Genomic DNA, 16,147 nt, shown 5'->3' with positions numbered 1-16,147 from the left:
AAGAGATACATACCGGTGCAAATCAAGAAACGAAACGTGTGCTTTACACTGGCCATTCTATCTTTTGGCCCGTTACGAAAAGCTGCTTAGAGTTTACGGAGATTCTCCTGGAGTAGTGCTAGCACCTGCCCCACCGCTCAATCCAGGAATTTTAACGTCAGGTTTTTGCAGAATCCCTCCGATCGGTATGCATTTTCCTCCACCATTTTTTTCTAATAGAGCAAGCATCCCGGCTATGTCTTCTCTTTCGAGAGCAAAGTTACGCTCGAGTTCCATGCAGATTCTCAAGCTCAGTTGAGAAAATCCTAAAGTATCAGAAAGTCGGATGCTTCCAGAAACATCGAAGCGAGCGACTGAGGTATCCAAAATGAATTCTTTGATTTCTAAATTTCCACCGGTTAAAGCGGATTTCAAGATCAGCTTTTGGATCCTGAAATTTTCAATTTTTCCTAAAAAAGGAAGTTCCGGAATTCCCGGAAGAAATGCTCTTGTGTCCGAAGGCATTTCCAATTCGAAGGATCCATTTTGTCTGCTCATCGGCAAGGCCATAGAATCCAATTTTATGAATCCTTGCAATGAATCGATAGAGCCCAATGGTTCCGAATCGTAATCTAATTTAATTCCTTCGACTTCGAATTTTCCGTTCACCTTTTTTCGTAATAGCGAAAATAGTCCGGCTTGTATCGAAGCTTCGGAAGCCTTTACTCTCAGTGAACTTCCGCTGAAATCTAGAGATTTGACCGAAACCTCTCCGAATAATATCGATACTTTTAGATCCCGAAACGTAACCGGGAGAGCTCCTCCGGAACTGATTGCACTTCTAAGTATTTGTTCATAAGGAAATAGTAATAAAACAAAGAGTAAAAAAGAAAATACTCCTGTTCCGATTAGGATTAACTTTTGCTTTAAACTGAATCTGGGTGCTTGTTCCTCTTCTTCTTCGGGAACTTCTTCCAGTTCCATTGTTAGGAACTCTTCCTCCTCGTTCGAAACTACTTCTTCCTCTTCTGGCGTAGCCGGCGCTTTCGGTTTGCTTTTTGCCATACTAGTTCGGTCTCGCTTTTGTGGAGGCGCTATACGCTGCGAGTTTCATGTTCACATCATATGCATTTTTATCTTGATAGGGTTTGTTGATTTGCAAATATTCCACTCTAGCATTCACACGTTTATTCTTATCGATTTCATAGATTAATTTCATCACCGATTCCAGTGGGACGCCTCTGAAATTAACATCAATAATGATCGCTTGGTATTTTTTATCTATCTCTTTCGTGTGGTCCTTCATCGTGGAAATTCTCTCTTTCAGGCCGTATTGGACAAAAAGAGGATCTAACTTTCCATAAAATTCGCTCGGATCTCTTTCCCCACCAGTTGTATCGAGTGTCGTAAAATAAGTATATTCTTGGAGTATCTTGTCCAATGTCTGGGAATCGGAACTAGTTTCCATGACTCTTTCGCCCAGATCCTTTCTCATTAGGTAGATTTTTCTACCCACGAGGAAAAGTACCATAAATACCAAAAGTCCCGCGGCGATCAGGATTAGGAGGCGTTCTCTAGGTTCTAATTTTTCCCACATTTTCTATTCTCTCAAAATTCCGAGCCCGGCCCGCCAGGCATGCTAGCTGCTACTTCTAACTTTAAAGTAAAACTTACTTTAAATACTTTTGCTCCAGTGGTGATTCGCTTATCCTCTATTGTTATTTTTTTAAATAGCTGGGAATTTTCCAAGGATCTTTGTATAGTTCCGATTTCAGAATATTCGTTCACCCTACCCTGGATGGTAACCACGTTATTGTCATAAGTAAAATTCTGGAACTGGAATTGTTGCATTCCTGGATCTGGGAACTTCGCGGAGATTTCGTACAGCACATCCAGCACACTCGGCTTGGAGAGATACTTTCTATAAAGTTCGGTCTTTCCTTTTGCCTCGTCCTTTACTGTTCTTGCAAATTCTAAGGCATCGGCATCAGGAGGCACTTGCCTTCCTATCCCCCTTTGCACTTTTTCCGCTAAGATCTTGTTCGCTGCCGTAAGCTTTCTTTTATCGGAAATGATTCCTAAGAAGAAAACTCCTATCAATAGGAATAGCGATACACCAGATAAAATCAAATGAGGACGGAATGCAGTGAGATCGAATAAATTCTTATTCAATCGTTTTACGTAAGGCGTCTCTAAGAAATCCACCTTTGCTTTTTTGGGCTGCAAAAGTTGATAAGCCATCCCATAACAAGTGGCAAATCGATCCGGATCAGTCTGTAGGAAGTCATATCTCTTCGTTTGAATTGAAAGGGATTCGCCTAAAAACGAATCTATGTCTCGGATCTTACTCGCTTCTCCGGAAAGATAGAGAGCTTCCGGCCTTTCGGTTTCTCCTACGGAGAGAAAACTCCGGCGCACTTCCTCTGCGAGTTTTTCATAAAATTCCTTCGTAATCTCGAATGCTTTCTTGATATCCGGAACTTTTAGTCGGAATTCCTTCGCAAACAAATTCAGTCCGTCTTCAGGTTCGTGGAAAGGTTCGAATTGGATGCTGTTCTTGAGCTCTTCCGCTGTTTCGGGTTTCAGTTTTAAACTTTTTGCAATTTCGGAGGTTAAGTGGTCACCTCCGATTCCGATAAAACGAGTGTGCGCGATCTTTCCGTCTGCGATCACATTAAGTAAACTATTCGTGCCACCGATATCAAGCTGCGCAACGTTCGTAAATGGAATTTCTTTTTTTAGATGTTTGCTTACAATCGATCCTAGACAAACGGAATCTACATAAATACCGCGGAATACGGTTCTTGTTTCCTTGAACGGTTCTGTGATCGTATCAAATTCAGCGTGATGTGCGGTATAGGTAATTACATCTGATTTATCTTGATCGATTCTCCAAACGCTTCCTAATACTTCGACTGTTTCCATCGGAAACGGGACCCTGTTTTCTACTTCGTAAGGAATTACTTCTCTGACCGCTTTTTCGGTCGTCAGGGGAATCGAGAGTTCGCGGACAAAGAGTTTTTCCAACGAAAGCGCCAGCAGGATTGCGTGTTCTCCCGGAAAATAAGTATTCAGAAAGCGTAATATATTTGTTTCGTACTGCTTCTCTTCCATGGGAGTGATCGGCATAGTCTCAGTGCGGAGCACCGTCAAGTTTCCCATAGTTCTTTGAAAGAGGGCACCTTTGATATTGTGAGTGCCGTAATCGATCGCTAGAAATTTTTCGTATAAAAACATCGATTTTAATCTTCTCTATAATATAACATGACGCTATTTGTAAGATCGAAGATTCCGGTAATTCTTCTGATCGCTTTTTTTCCGATGAGCTCGGAATCTCCCTGTTTCTTTCCAGTTTCGAGGGAAACTTCGCCTACAGCGGCGATTCGATAGATATCCCCTTTGGTTTTGATCCTACCTCCCGAGATATCCGTTCCCTCTCCGACCAATTCTTTGTAAAGTGTCAGACCTCCGACGGCCGGAACTTGAAACTCGGTAGCTGATTCTAGATCCTTCGGTTCTTTTATGTACCCTCCCTTCTGGATCTTCATTTTCAGAATTTTCATCGCTGCTTGCCGGGTCATAAAATCGGATAGGGACATTAAAACGAAATAAGGCGCCGCATTCAAGTTGATTCTGTCGTCGTAATTCCTCTGATAAGGGACAAATGCGGTTAGATTGTTTGCTAATACGAAATCTGTATCGCTGACCAAAGCCTTTTCTTCTTCCGATTGAAAATCCTTGGAATACTTCTCGTCGTAATCAGGAGGTTTTTGCGATCCGTACACTAATTTTGGAGAAAAATCTTTAATAGAAGTAAGCTCTGATAATGAATAGAGGTAAGAGTTCTTAATTTTGCGCGGAGGTTTTAGACTTTTATAGTACGGAGATTCGGCACCTCCCTGGTCATCGTCGTCAATCCAATCAATCACAGGAACGAGTAATTCCCTTTTCAGTTTTAATCTTTCGAATAGTCTCTGGGTCATCTCTTGGTTTCTGAGATTGATCTCCTTGGTATCCTGGTTGTAGATAGAGTTGATATTGATCTTTCCGTCTTCTCCGTGCAGCTTGTAAAAGATAAATCCTCCACCCAGAGGTACAGGCGGCGGATTCAAACCGATTCCACTTTTGTACAGGAACTCCTCCGGAATTTTTCTGAGTGCGCCGATCGCTCCTTGAAATCCGGCCTTTGCAAGCAGCAATGCTCTGAAACCGGCCATCTCACCTTTGGAAATTTTATACTCCGAAATGCAGCGGTCCGCAAATTCTAGAGTGGTGGAGATCGCTGCCACCCCAATTCCCGCGACTAACAGGATTACGACGGCTCCTCTTCTTTTGGAAGTTCTCCTGGTTTTGAGAGCTAAACTTTTCCGTATCATTTCGTTCAAATTAAGAGTAATTTATTTCAGTAAAATCCCTGGAAAGGCCAAGGTTTCAAAACGTCTTTCGTCTTTGCCGATTTTTGCGATCATTTCGATTCGAATTAATCTGGGGAGACTCTTTGCTTCTCTTGAATCCCACTCATCGTCCCATTTACTTCCGGTTTTGGAAAATTTAAAAGAGAGGCTTTTTACGTTTTCCAAAAGCGTGTAATCTTGCCCGCCAGAAAAAGGATAACGGTCTACGATTTCGTCCTCCCTTCGGATCAACGCGAGCCCATTGTCTTCTCCTAAATCTTTTATGAAAAATTCTACTTCGCGAACTTCCGGAAGCGAGGTTTCTTCCGAGTTTGGATGTACCGCTGCGAATACAATATGCTGACCCCTTTCTCCCGGATGTTTTTTTCCGTCCTTTCTTTCTTTCCGACTTACAAAGATTAGTCTCGGTTCAGATTGTAGAAAATATGCCATCGACAAAGTGCTTCTGAGATTTTCGAGAGCCAGCATCGCGTCTTCTTTTGTGGCTCCCCCGCTATCCGAAGCAGCCTTGGAAATCCTGAGCAGAGATGTATAGGTTCCGAAGACCAATACTAACAAAGAACCCAAAAGCATGGCTACGATGGAAAGTTCTAGCAAAGTAAATCCGGATCTTTTGCTTCTTCGTCTAGGTAGAAAACTACGCATTAGAATTGTCTAGCCTTGAAAGTTTCGACAGTATAAGCCGAAGTTCCTGTTCCGGTCGGATAATGAATCGTTACAAAAATATGAAATACGTTTATCATACCTCCAGTCGCAGAACCTTGGTTGTTACCGGACCTTTGCTGGATCAATTTACTCGCCGCCGAATCTGAGCCTCCTAAAAGATCTTCCGGTTTTTTTCCCTTGTTTCCTGACAATTCCAGTAGATTGATTTCTTCTTCCTTGATTAGAGTTTCGAACTTGAATCCTTTGAATCCAGGAATGTCTCCTGAGGTTTTGTCCGCTTGTAAAACTGACGCGGAGTCAATTTGAGCGATCTTGATCTTTGCGAGATGGACTGCTTGGGATTGGACCGCGGCGAGTCTTCTCATTCTGATTCCCTCGCCTACAATTAACAGCACGTAGGCGATCCAAGTGATCGCGATAGTCATTGCGATCACCATTTCGATCAGAGTGAACCCGGATCTCCTAGATTTCGAAAGAGTACGCTTTCGACTTTTTTTTTCCTGAGAAAGGTATTTGTTCCAGTGAGAAGTGATTTTATAACTTAGGGCTGCCATCAAATTCACTTTGTTTGTACCATTCCAGGTTTTCGTCAGAGATTGTCTCTTCTCCCTCCTTGATTTCTGATTTGCCTCCGTATCTTCGAACGATCAGGGTCCTCTTAATTTCAGGATCCGGGCCTAGATGAATATAAAAATCTTCGGCGACTCCTGTAGGAGAAAATGGAATTCTAACTTTTCCTTTCACATAGCGATACCCTCTCGCATCCATTACGTCTACGATCGCGGAAGAGGAAGGAAGTTCTTTTGTTTCGAAAATCGGCTTTTCGTGCAGACCGTTTTCGTCTCTCTCGATTTCTAAGATTTGGTATTCTTCAGTATCAACGTTCAGTTCAAGGAAGATTGTTTTTTGATTAAGCATCGATCTTCTGTAGCAGAATTTCACTGCATCATGAAGTACTAATGCTTCTTCTTGAGCGCCTGGTGTAAAAAGCTTCGCAACAGAAGGAAGTACGGTAAGCATGATCGCGCCGATCATAAAAATCACGACGGACAACTCGATGAGAGTAAAGCCTGCCCTGCGCCCCGACTTCCTTCTGATCATCCTATATTACTTCTTTTTAAATTGAGAAGGATACTCTTCTTCTTTTAGGATATTGAAGTCAGCGTTTGCACCTTCGCCGCCTTCTTGCTTATCTTTTCCTAAAGTAACAATCTGCATGTCTCCGTACTCGTCGAACTTTAACTTATAGATCGAACCCCAAGGATCCTTAATCGAATCTTTGCTGTTGACCATTGGTCTCCAGTCTTCCGGAACATCTCCAGTCGCAGGTTTTTCTACCAGCGCTTCCAGTCCTTGGTCTTCACTCGGATAATTTCCGAATTTCTGGGCGTATCTTTCCAAGTTCATTTGGATTTCTCTTCCCTCTTTTCTCAACTCCATAGAAGCAGTATCATCTTTGATATCTCCTACGTTGATACTGGAGATGATGATTGCGATAATTGCTCCGAGAATGGCTACGACGATCGCCAATTCAATCAAGGTAAATCCTTTTCTGCGTTTATTCCCTTTCCTAACTAGTTTCAAGTCGATTCTCCTAATCATTCTTATTTTAAATACCTTTCAAATTTTGGGTCAAGCTGAACATCGGAACAATGATCGATGCCATAATGATCCCGATCGCAAAACCCATAAAAACTAACATCAACGGTTCTACTGCCTGAGTCATCGCCTTCAAGGAAGAATCCACTTCAGAATCGTAGATCTGCGCAAGTTTATTCATCATTTCAGGAACTTTGTCAGAGGCCTCTCCCGCGGACATCATACCGAGCACCATTTGGGGCAAAATTTCCGAACCTTGAAAGGCTGCGGAAAGCTTCTCTCCTTCTTTGATCCGAGAAGTAGCATTTCGAATTTCCTCTCCGAAGATCGTGTGATTCACAATCTGTTCCACGATTTGCAAAGAAATCATAAGTGGGACCCTGTTTGATAATAGGATTCCTAGGTTTCTCGCAAAATTAGAAATTAATACTTTTTTAGAAAGAGTCCGGATAATAGGAATCCCGAGAATGAATCTCTCCCATTTTTCTCTTCCTTCCGGCGTGTTTTTGTAATATAGAAATCCGCTAACGGCGGAACCGAATAGCAAAATGAATAAGTACCAGTATCCTGTAAGAGCCCTCGAAGTACCGATTACAATTTTCGTAATCATAGGCAATGGAGCATCGAATTGCCTGAACAAATCCTCGATTTGCGGAACCACCGCGGTCAAAAGAAAGATTACTACGCCGACTAACAATGCGGAGATGATCATCGGATAAACCAAGGAAGCGGTGACTTTTGATTTTAGTTCCTGGTTTTTTTCTTCCATTTCTGCAAGACGAATCAGAGCTGTTTCGTAGTCTCCGGTTCTTTCTCCGACTGAGACTAAGGATGGATATTGGTTCGGAAAGACGTCCGGGTGCTTTTTCATCGCCTCGGAGAGAGTGCTACCTTCCGTAATATCCGCTTGCATAGCGACTGCAACTTTTCGAAATACTTCGTGATCTGTTTGCTCTACGATACTCGAAAGGCTTCGATCTAAAGGAATTCCTGCGCCGAGCAAAGTACCGAGCTGTCTGCAAAATAATCCGATAACTTTTCTGGGAACCCTGTATAAAAGTTTCGCAAGGAAAGGAAACAGTTCTCTGTCCTTTCTTTCCTTGTCTTCGGAAATCTGTCTTACATACAATCCCTTACTTTTTAATTTTGCGCGAGCAGATTGTATGTTCGGGGCGTCTATGATCCCCTTTTCTTCTTTTCCCTTTTTGTTAAATGCTAGGTACGTATATAATGCCATACTTAGTATCCGATCAGGTAACTCGAAGTACTTCGTCAGGCGTGGTAATTCCCTCTAATACTTTTTGAATTCCGTAATCCTTCATTGTATGCAGACCGTTTTCGAGCGCGACTTCCATGATTTTAGATGCATCATAGCCTGAGAGAATCGCGTGCTTGATTTGATTGTTGATTACCAATAATTCGTAGATTCCTGTCCGACCTTTATAACCGGTTCCCATACAGTGGCTGCATCCTTCTCCTTTGTAGAAATTTCCTCCGTTCTTTAAGGACTTTCGGGTAAGTCCGACGGATTCCAATTCTGCCTGGGAAGGTTTATAAGGTTTTTTGCAATTTTGGCAAATGGTTCTGACAAGCCTTTGTGCCATAAAACCGAGCACCGTAGATGTAATTAGATAAGGTTCGATTCCCATATCTACCAAACGAGTCGCTGCGGAGGCGGCGTCGTTCGTGTGCAATGTAGAAAACACCAAGTGTCCAGTCAGTGAAGCTTGGATTGCAATCCTTGCGGTTTCTTCATCCCGAATCTCTCCCACCATGATCACATCCGGGTCTTGTCGCAAGATAGCACGAAGTCCTGTTGCAAATGTCAGTCCGATTTTCTCCTGCATTTGCATCTGGGAAATTCCTTCGATCTGGTATTCCACAGGGTCTTCGCAGGTGATGATATTTCTCTCTTCCGTATTCAGTTCGGTAAGTGCGGAATAGAGAGTCGTGGATTTACCGGAACCTGTCGGACCTGTAACCAAAACGATTCCGTGCGGTTCGTAGATGAGTGTTCTAAGAGTTTTCAGTATCTCGGGATAAAATCCCATCGTATCCAAAGAATACTTTTGATCTGTCTTGTTCAAGAGACGCATTACAATACGCTCTCCGAACTGACAAGGTATACTAGAAACACGGATATCGATATCTTTTCCAGCGAGTCTCAGCTTGATCCTACCGTCTTGTGGCAAACGATTCTCAGCGATATTCAAGTTCGACATGATTTTGATTCTGGAAGTAATTCCGGCGTGGTAAGATTTCGGAGGAGTCAGAACGTTATGCAGAATCCCGTCTATCCTGTAACGTACGACTAGGCTTTTTTCGTAAGGTTCTATGTGAATGTCCGAAGCTCTTTCGTTCACAGCTTGGGAAAGGATAACGTTCACCATCTTGATGATAGGCGCATCATCGGAGAGATCTATTGTCTCGTTGTCGAAGCCCTCCGCTAGTTCGGAGAAGCTTCCTTCCATTTCGTTTAATAAATCTTTAGCTGCTGCGGAGGTATTATCAAATTGAGAATGTACGATTCTCATGATCTCCGGTTCCGGAGCGAGTATGAATTCTACTTTGTACTCCCGAAGAAAGGAACGAACATCGTCCATCGGGTGCAGATCACTAGGGTCCGCGATCGCTATTTTTATTGTCTTCTTATTCAGCTCGAAAGGAACGAGTCTACTCTTTTGGATCAGTTTGAGAGGTATTTTTTGAAATGCCTCTTCCATTCCCTTGAATTCCAGTTTTTCGCGGAACTCCATCCGATAGAGTCTCGCCATTGCCCTGAGTACGTCGGCTTCTCCCGCAATCCCCTTCTTTTGCAGGATTTGGCTCAGAGATACATTATTCTTTTTCTGTAATTTAAGGGAATCCTCCAAATCCTTTGCGGAGATGATTCCATCCTCTACTAGGATTTCTCCAAGGGTCTTCACTGTGTAATTTACTCCCCTCTTTCTTTGATCGAGGATTCTTTATTTAGGATCCGTTCTCGCTCCAATTCGTATCTTTCTTGTTGAAGCTTTTTCTTAACAGTGAGTTTATCCGCTAATTCACGATTGTCCAGAATATGTGGAGTGAGAAATACCATTAGGTTGGTTTTTTTGTTCTGCTCCGTGGTCCTGCGGAAAAGCCAGCCTAAATATGGGATATCCCCGAGAATCGGAATCTTAATTAGTCTTTTTTCTTTGTCATTCGAGATGAGTCCACCGATTACAATGGTTTGACGATTCTCGATCGTGATCGTGGTCTTTACTTCCCTTCTGTTGAATGTAGGGTTTCCACCCGACAAAGCGATCGCAGCGATATTCTTAATCTCCTGCAATAGCTCTAAAGTAATCTTATTGTTCTTATTTACGTGAGGAGTGAATTTTAATTTTATCCCGGTGGGTCGATACTCGTAGTTGTCTACGGTCACCGCATTTGCACCACCCAAACCTGCGTTACGGCTTTGAGTTCTAACCGGTACATCTTGTCCTACGTTGATCTCCGCTTCTTGGTTGTCCAAGGTTAACACCTGAGGTGCTGACAGTACGTTGAAATTCTCATTTCCGGAGTTCGCGCTCAAAATTCCGATAATCTGCTGCGCACCTGCTCGGATGAATCCTAAGGAAAAGCCCGTCAAAGTGTTTACGTTCGGATTGACCCGACCATTCTGATTGATGATATTTCCTTCTTTTGCAAGTCCGGAGTTGAATTGTCCGTAGACTTGGTCCTGCATTCTCCAGTCGATACCAAAGTCATTTAAATCACTAGAAGACAATTCTACGATCAATACTTCCAAGAGTACTTGTTTTCGCGCGGAATCCAGTACTCGAATGATCTTCCTGATCTCATTCCATTCGGATTCTGTCGCTGTGACAATTACAGAATTGGATTCTTTATGAGAGACCGCTTTGATCTTCTCCACCTTTCCCGGAACCGGAGGTGGCGCGCCAGGAGTTCCGGGTGCAGGAAGATTGTCTGATACTACAGGATTATCCAGTTTTACTAATGTAGCCGCAATCTTTTCTGACTCACTATGTTCGAGAGTATAAATATGAATATCACCTGCAGACGCAACAGATCCGGGTACGTTATCTTCCGGTTTGACATCTAATTCGTTTACCAAAAGTAAAAGTTTTTGAACATCTGCGGAAGATCCGGAGAGGACGATCGTATTCGTATTTCTATAAACGATCACATCAGTGTTCGGAGAGGTTAACCTTTTCAGGATCGGCTCTAATTCTTCCGGTTTTACGTTTTCTATCGGAATGATCTGTGTGATGATTCGATTTTCCCCGATTTCATTATCCGCTAGAGGTTCCTTTCCTACTCTCACATAAGGAGTTCTGGCGAGCGCATCTTTTAGTTTGACGATAGTGATCAGGTCAGGTTCTTCCACGACCGCAAATCCCATGGATTCTAAAACGGATTTCATGAATGCGAATGCGTTTCGAACCGGAATTTCCTTTTGGGAAATGATCGTGATCTTTTTTCCTTTGAGGCTTTCATCCAATAGAATATTCTTTTTTAGGATGGCGCTCATTCCCTTTAAGAAATCGTTTAGTTCGGTGTCTCTCCAGTTTGCAAAGAATGTCCTTTCTTTTGTGTCCTCTGGAGTAGCCGCAGTGGAGCGTTTGGTACTTTTGCGTGTAGATTGAGAATGCAATGTTTGGCTAGTGGCTAGAACCACCAAAGAGAGCAGAAAAAGAGTTTTCAAATAATAGGCATTTATCTGTTTTTTACGCATACCGCAGCTAATTCCGAATGATAAATTCGTATGTTAAAATTTTTCCGTTCCTTTCCACATCTACGGATACTTTGTCCGAAGTCTTGACTGCATTCCAGATCTCGAGCATTTTTTCTGTCTCGTTCAGAGGCATGCCGTTCACTCTTCGGATCACGTCCCCACTCTTTGCTCCCAAAGCGTAGAAAATATGATCGTTTCCGATGCTGTAAATTTTGTACCCTGTAATCTGTCCGTTTTCCAGAAAAGGCCCGAATCTCGCGTTCTTGTAGATCGCGGTAGGATCCTTGAGCTTTCTGTTCACGTCCTGTCTGGAGAGAATTTTTCGGACCGAGTCCGACGAAGTTCCGCCAGCTCCAGGTCCGGTTGGAGCCGCTCCCATTCCGAGTTTGGCTCTGGCTTCCCCCGGGGTCTGGCCGATTTCCACCTTCAGAGAGGCCCCTCCTTTTTCCAGTACAACATGGTTTAGAGAGATAACTTTTATTTTGTAACCGCCTACAGTTTCCCCGGTGGCAAATTCTTCTGCCGCGGCTTTTCCTTTTTCTAAAATAGTGACTCGGGCAAAACTCCAGTGCCCGCTCAAGGTGCCGGTGATTCTCATTTCCTCACCTTCTCCGGTATCGGGAGGTGCACCTGCGGCCAGATCTCCCTCTCCGGGAGGAGGTGCCAGACTGCCTCGGATCAGGTTTCCAGTGACCATTTCCTCATAGGAAGTCATAGAAATGGTCATAGAATTATTCACTCTCCTAGGCTGCATGGAAGTATTGGAAGTCTGCACATCCGGTGTAAGGAATGCCAAAATCAGTCCGCGAAACAAATATGCCAATGAAAGTGAAAACAGAACTACGATTGGAATGAGTGCATAGAATGTGTTCTTTCTTAGTTCAATAAAAAACGCGTTCATCTGCGCCCTTTGTAGTAGAATCCAATCTTCAGCCGTTCAAAAAACTGATTCGGGCTCCGGCTGTATCTAGATTTCAGAGTTTGGCAACCTTTCCGTTTTCCAGATTGGTCACAATTTTGATCGTCTTGCGGAGAACGACCTCCGGATTGATCCTCTTTCCGTAGTAGAAAGCTTCAAAATGAAGATGAGATCCGGTGGCCGAACCTGTGCGTCCGACTGCACCTATGACCGTTCCCGCTCTCACTTTCGTTCCTTCTTCCACAGTAATTTTTGCACAGTGTGCATACATAGTGCGATAGCCGTTCCCGTGATCGATAATGACGCTATTTCCGTATCCGCCGTTCACTCCTGCAAAAGAAACTACTCCATCTGCAGAAGCCAAGATCGGTGCCCCTTGAGGGCCAGCTAAATCAATGCCAGTATGATATCCACCGCTTCCAGTATGAAACGGATCCCTTCTCCTGCCATATCTAGAAGAGATCCTCGCTCCGATTACAGGATTCAGGAATACTCTTCTATACTCTATTTTCTTGCGGCTCGCGTTTGCAACTTTGATCGGGATACTAAGAGTCTGGCCCAGTTTTAAGACTGTCCCTTTTTTCATGCCGTTTGCGGAGCTAATTTTTGAAACACTCGTGTTCATAGTCTTCGCGATTTTAAACAGAGTATCTTTCGGCTTCACGACATAGTTTTTGAATATTATACCACTTTGATGTACTATCTTAGAGGAAATGATCGGACTGATATTTATAAATGAAGGAAGCTCTAAATTCGATTTGTCTTTGTGATAGCTCACAGAGGAATATTTGTCGGCTTCCCATTCTTCCGGTGACTGAGAAAATAATTGTTTGATCTTACGCTCTTCCTTATCGGTAAAAAAGGAAGAATCCTTGTTTGCGTAGTCGTTAATCGCCGAATCATAGTTCTTTAAAGGGTCCGCAGACAATGCGGTAACCAGCAAAGTGGAAAGAATCGGTAAGTAAAGTACGGTCCGGTTCACTTTCCTAGTATCGGAGAGCGAACTTGTAGATCTTGAATTGCGGTAAGGCCGCTTCTTACTTTTTCTTTTTGTATTCCGCGAGTTCATTTGCAATCAGAGTATCCAAATCTTCTATCGTAATGGCTTTTTTGCCGAAATCCTCATTCACTTGGTAAACGATTAACCTGCCGATCGCGTGTTCTCTCTTTTGATCTGCAGGGTAACATTTGATCTTTACCAGAGAAGGTGTGGATTCGATATAAATTCTCACCAACATTCCCTTCTTATATGTTTCCGTGGCGGATACTTTGGTATCTCGCTTGAGGTAATATACCTTATCCTGGTAATGAGTATTTACTTCCGCTACCCTATCCTGCTTTATCAACCTGGATCCACAGCTGACTAGGAATAGTACCAGGAACAAAGCCGGTATTCGCACCATTTCAGGCACAGGATATTCAGAGTCCGCCAAGTATAAACTAGTTTTTCGAAAAAAAGTAAGTTCTCCCTTTTTTTACTAAACCGAAAGAGATATGAAAGAAGAACTCAGTTTGATCCGATGCCAAGGCGCCTCAATGGAAGGTTTGGAAGTGTTTCCCGTCGGCGTAGAAATCAACTTAAAGCCTGGGATTCCCAGATTTACCGTTACTGGAATGGCTGCACAAGCGATTCGGGAATCCGGGGATAGAATTCGAGTTTCCATAGAAAACAGCGGCTTTGTGTACCCGTTGCAGAGCATCTTGGTGCACTTAGCGCCCGCAGGTAGGAAAAAAGAAGGAACTTATCTAGATCTATCGATTGCGGTCGGAATTTTGCTTCTCACAAAGCAATTGCAGTCCGTAACTCCGGTACATAAGACCCTTTTTTTGGGAGAGCTCGGGTTGGACGGAAGCGTTCGACCTTTGAAAGGGATTCTCCCTATTTTGATGAAATATCCTGAGAATGTGATTGAACAGGTAATTCTACCTTTCGAAAACCAACAAGAGGCAGCACTCTTAGATCGGTTTCCTATTTATCCAGTAGCTCACCTGAAGGAGTTAGAAAATGCTCTTGGTCGAAAGATGACTAGAGCCAAGAAGACTAACTTCCAAATTGAAAAACAGAAAATCCCGAAGAAGGTAGAACTCTACCAAGACCAGCTAGTCGGTCTTCGGATGATACAAGTTGCGGTGGCGGGCTGGCACCACTGTTTGTTGGTCGGACCTCCGGGTGCAGGAAAGAGTCTACTTTCTAAATTTGCACAATTCCTTCTCCCGAATTTAAGAGAATCTGAATGCTTGGAGTTAATGTATCTTAGGTCACTCCGAGAAACAATCAAAGACTTAAAGGTTTCTAGACCGTTTCGCTCTCCTCACCATACTGTTTCAGATGTGGCTCTCGTAGGAGGCTCTAGGAACCTGAGCATGGGAGAAGTTTCCTTGGCGAGCCATGGAATTTTGTTCTTAGATGAGTTGTCCGAGTTTAGCGATTCTGCGATCCAAGCCTTGAGAGAACCGTTGGAGGAAAGAGAGATTACAATTTCTAGAATTACCGGTTCGGTTACTTACCCCGCCCCTTTTCTACTAATCTCTGCTTCCAATCCTTGTACTTGTGGCTATTATCAATCTAAAATTAGAGTCTGCTCCTGTACCCAAAACCAGATTAGATCGTACCAAGCTTCGCTCGCTGGGCCCTTTTTAGACAGAATTGAACTTTTTTGCTATTTGAGAACGGAAGTACATTCGGGCCGAAAAGTATTGGAAGTCGACTTGCACCAGCTTCAGCAATCTATCGAGAGATCTGTCCAATTTCAGGAAGTAAGAAACAGTAATAAAACTGGAAAGCTTTTTAACGGGAATCTTAGAGCGGACGAAATCGTAGAAACGATTCCATTGCGAAAACAAGAAGAAGAGTTTCTCATAAAGTGCGCCAGGAAATTTCGATTCAGTATTCGGAAGAGCAATCAAATGCGCAAGGTTTCCAGGACCATCGCAGATTTAGAAGGAAGTTTGGAAGTAGAGCTTAGGCATCTGGAGGAAGCTCTCTTCTTTCTGAACGACAATTTGTTTCAGGAAACAAGAGCCAGTGCCTAGGTTCTTTCGACGGATTTTTTTTGTTCTACTTCGACAGGAAATGCGAGAGCTCCATAGCGATCTTATCAATCGCAAAATCGAGATAATTAGGATCGTCGATTTTCTTTTTGTAGTCCTCGAATTTCCGTTTTTTAACCGGAATCCCTCTTTTTCTCAGGATAACCGGGTCGGGACCGAATGGATCGGTCTCGGCAAGGTTGCCGAGAATCTGGATGCTTTTCATAGTTACTTCCTTGTAACGATTTAAGGTCCTCATCCTTGAGAACCCGCAGATAAAATAAAGTTCGACCGAGTATTCAAAGTGCTTAATGCAGGTTTTCAAAACAATCCTAGATAAAAATTCAGTTCCCTTTTTTCGTTTAAATGTGCCAAATCAAAGGAGACTAAATAACTTAGAAATAGAACGTTCCGGGTCAAATAAACTTCTGCAGCCAATCTCATCCTCAGGATCTTGGCCTGGGTGAGACTCTGGAGAGGAAGAAACTCCTTACCTTTTGTCCAATGTTTGACTTCAATAAAGTGAATTGTCTTCCCTTCGACTGAAATTATGTCGATTTCTCCCTTTCGAATCCTAAAATTTCTCTCTAAGATTTTGTGCCCTTGAGAAACTAACCAATCAGCCGCGAAGTCTTCTCCGGTTTTCCCCTTTATCTTTCGATATTTTGTGTTCATGCAGATATTCAGGTAGGAGAAGGAAGAAGGTACATTCAGAAAAAGGAATGTAGATTGGAGAAGAGAGCCCCGCCCTTGGTATGAACCGGAGACATGGGTAACAGAATAGACCGGGAACATAGGTAACACTAAACAAACGCA

17 protein-coding genes are annotated in these 16,147 nt (G+C 43.2%); 1 reads left to right on the top strand and 16 read right to left on the bottom strand.

Going from position 1 to position 16,147, the window contains the following annotated elements:
* Positions 1-93 precede the first annotated feature (93 nt).
* The 14 genes from gspN to CH373_RS17115 form a co-directional block, all read right to left on the bottom strand.
* On the bottom strand, positions 94-1,044 hold the full coding sequence (gene gspN / locus CH373_RS17180; RefSeq protein WP_100714998.1) for a type II secretion system protein GspN: 951 nt from the start codon (positions 1,042-1,044) through the stop codon (positions 94-96).
* Position 1,045: 1 nt separating this feature from the next.
* A complete protein-coding gene (locus CH373_RS17175) occupies positions 1,046-1,576 on the bottom strand; it encodes a hypothetical protein (RefSeq protein WP_100734110.1) in 531 nt (176 codons plus the stop codon).
* Positions 1,577-1,587: 11 nt separating this feature from the next.
* The gene (gene pilM / locus CH373_RS17170; protein ID WP_100714996.1) at positions 1,588-3,216 is read right to left on the bottom strand and encodes a pilus assembly protein PilM; all 1,629 of its coding nucleotides are present in this window, start codon (positions 3,214-3,216) and stop codon (positions 1,588-1,590) included.
* Between the two features lie 5 nt (positions 3,217-3,221).
* The gene (locus tag CH373_RS17165) at positions 3,222-4,355 is read right to left on the bottom strand and encodes a type II secretion system minor pseudopilin (RefSeq protein ID WP_100714995.1); all 1,134 of its coding nucleotides are present in this window, start codon (positions 4,353-4,355) and stop codon (positions 3,222-3,224) included.
* Positions 4,356-4,376: 21 nt separating this feature from the next.
* Positions 4,377-5,039, bottom strand: a complete 663-nt coding sequence (locus tag CH373_RS17160; RefSeq protein ID WP_100714994.1) for a type II secretion system protein GspJ — start codon at positions 5,037-5,039, stop codon at positions 4,377-4,379.
* Positions 5,039-5,614: a type II secretion system protein gene (locus tag CH373_RS17155; protein ID WP_100714993.1), complete on the bottom strand. Its 576-nt coding sequence runs from the start codon at positions 5,612-5,614 to the stop codon at positions 5,039-5,041. The genes CH373_RS17160 and CH373_RS17155 overlap by 1 nt, the downstream gene beginning before the upstream one ends.
* Positions 5,595-6,161, bottom strand: a complete 567-nt coding sequence (locus tag CH373_RS17150) for a type II secretion system protein (protein ID WP_100714992.1) — start codon at positions 6,159-6,161, stop codon at positions 5,595-5,597. Before CH373_RS17150 ends, CH373_RS17155 begins: the two co-directional genes overlap by 20 nt.
* Before the next feature lie 6 nt (positions 6,162-6,167).
* Entirely contained in the window at positions 6,168-6,644 is a 477-nt protein-coding gene (locus CH373_RS17145) for a type II secretion system protein GspG (protein WP_243393460.1), read from the bottom strand.
* A gap of 25 nt (positions 6,645-6,669) precedes the next feature.
* A complete protein-coding gene (locus CH373_RS17140; protein ID WP_100714990.1) occupies positions 6,670-7,896 on the bottom strand; it encodes a type II secretion system F family protein in 1,227 nt (408 codons plus the stop codon).
* A gap of 13 nt (positions 7,897-7,909) precedes the next feature.
* A complete protein-coding gene (gene gspE, locus CH373_RS17135) occupies positions 7,910-9,586 on the bottom strand; it encodes a type II secretion system ATPase GspE (protein ID WP_100714989.1) in 1,677 nt (558 codons plus the stop codon).
* Positions 9,587-9,594: 8 nt separating this feature from the next.
* Positions 9,595-11,382 (bottom strand): type II secretion system secretin GspD, encoded by a 1,788-nt coding sequence (gspD, locus tag CH373_RS17130; RefSeq protein ID WP_100714988.1) that lies wholly within the window; start codon positions 11,380-11,382, stop codon positions 9,595-9,597.
* A gap of 7 nt (positions 11,383-11,389) precedes the next feature.
* On the bottom strand, positions 11,390-12,283 hold the full coding sequence (locus CH373_RS17125) for a general secretion pathway protein GspC (RefSeq protein ID WP_100714987.1): 894 nt from the start codon (positions 12,281-12,283) through the stop codon (positions 11,390-11,392).
* 73 nt (positions 12,284-12,356) lie between these two features.
* Positions 12,357-13,370, bottom strand: coding sequence for a LysM peptidoglycan-binding domain-containing M23 family metallopeptidase (locus CH373_RS17120; protein ID WP_165778865.1), 1,014 nt, complete (start codon positions 13,368-13,370; stop codon positions 12,357-12,359).
* Positions 13,339-13,704 carry a type II secretion system-associated lipoprotein gene (locus CH373_RS17115; protein ID WP_100715024.1) on the bottom strand — a complete coding sequence of 122 codons (366 nt, stop codon included), beginning with the start codon at positions 13,702-13,704 and terminating at the stop codon, positions 13,339-13,341. Before CH373_RS17115 ends, CH373_RS17120 begins: the two co-directional genes overlap by 32 nt.
* A 91-nt stretch (positions 13,705-13,795) precedes the next feature.
* Between CH373_RS17115 and CH373_RS17110 the strand changes: the two genes are divergently transcribed.
* Complete coding sequence (locus CH373_RS17110) at positions 13,796-15,334, top strand: YifB family Mg chelatase-like AAA ATPase (RefSeq protein ID WP_243393459.1); 1,539 nt, start codon at positions 13,796-13,798, stop codon at positions 15,332-15,334.
* A 25-nt stretch (positions 15,335-15,359) separates the two neighbouring features.
* Here the strand turns inward: CH373_RS17110 and CH373_RS17105 are convergent, their stop codons facing one another.
* Both CH373_RS17105 and CH373_RS17100 read right to left on the bottom strand, forming a co-directional pair.
* Entirely contained in the window at positions 15,360-15,557 is a 198-nt protein-coding gene (locus CH373_RS17105) for a hypothetical protein (protein ID WP_100714986.1), read from the bottom strand.
* 95 nt (positions 15,558-15,652) lie between these two features.
* A partial coding sequence (locus tag CH373_RS17100; RefSeq protein ID WP_243393458.1) for a YraN family protein occupies positions 15,653-16,147 on the bottom strand: 495 nt, incomplete at its 5' end.

This window comes from Leptospira perolatii, assembly GCF_002811875.1.
In the GTDB taxonomy this organism is placed as follows: Bacteria; Spirochaetota; Leptospiria; order Leptospirales; family Leptospiraceae; genus Leptospira_B; species Leptospira_B perolatii.
Note: the sequence above shows the minus strand (reverse complement) of the source record. Positions and strands in the feature narration are given on the sequence as shown.

Excerpts from the sequence above, each read along its gene's own strand:
- gspN (WP_100714998.1), bottom strand. The coding sequence starts at position 1,044 with ATGGCAAAAAGCAAACCGAAAGCGCCGGCTACGCCAGAAGAGGAAGAA.
- CH373_RS17175 (WP_100734110.1), bottom strand. The coding sequence starts at position 1,576 with ATGTGGGAAAAATTAGAACCTAGAGAACGCCTCCTAATCCTGATCGCC.
- pilM (WP_100714996.1), bottom strand. The coding sequence starts at position 3,216 with ATGTTTTTATACGAAAAATTTCTAGCGATCGATTACGGCACTCACAAT.
- CH373_RS17165 (WP_100714995.1), bottom strand. The coding sequence starts at position 4,355 with ATGATACGGAAAAGTTTAGCTCTCAAAACCAGGAGAACTTCCAAAAGA.
- CH373_RS17160 (WP_100714994.1), bottom strand. The coding sequence starts at position 5,039 with ATGCGTAGTTTTCTACCTAGACGAAGAAGCAAAAGATCCGGATTTACT.
- CH373_RS17155 (WP_100714993.1), bottom strand. The coding sequence starts at position 5,614 with ATGGCAGCCCTAAGTTATAAAATCACTTCTCACTGGAACAAATACCTT.
- CH373_RS17150 (WP_100714992.1), bottom strand. The coding sequence starts at position 6,161 with ATGATCAGAAGGAAGTCGGGGCGCAGGGCAGGCTTTACTCTCATCGAG.
- CH373_RS17140 (WP_100714990.1), bottom strand. The coding sequence starts at position 7,896 with ATGGCATTATATACGTACCTAGCATTTAACAAAAAGGGAAAAGAAGAA.
- gspD (WP_100714988.1), bottom strand. The coding sequence starts at position 11,382 with ATGCGTAAAAAACAGATAAATGCCTATTATTTGAAAACTCTTTTTCTG.
- CH373_RS17125 (WP_100714987.1), bottom strand. The coding sequence starts at position 12,283 with ATGAACGCGTTTTTTATTGAACTAAGAAAGAACACATTCTATGCACTC.
- CH373_RS17120 (WP_165778865.1), bottom strand. The coding sequence starts at position 13,370 with ATGAACTCGCGGAATACAAAAAGAAAAAGTAAGAAGCGGCCTTACCGC.
- CH373_RS17115 (WP_100715024.1), bottom strand. The coding sequence starts at position 13,704 with ATGGTGCGAATACCGGCTTTGTTCCTGGTACTATTCCTAGTCAGCTGT.
- CH373_RS17110 (WP_243393459.1), top strand. The coding sequence starts at position 13,796 with ATGAAAGAAGAACTCAGTTTGATCCGATGCCAAGGCGCCTCAATGGAA.
- CH373_RS17105 (WP_100714986.1), bottom strand. The coding sequence starts at position 15,557 with ATGAAAAGCATCCAGATTCTCGGCAACCTTGCCGAGACCGATCCATTC.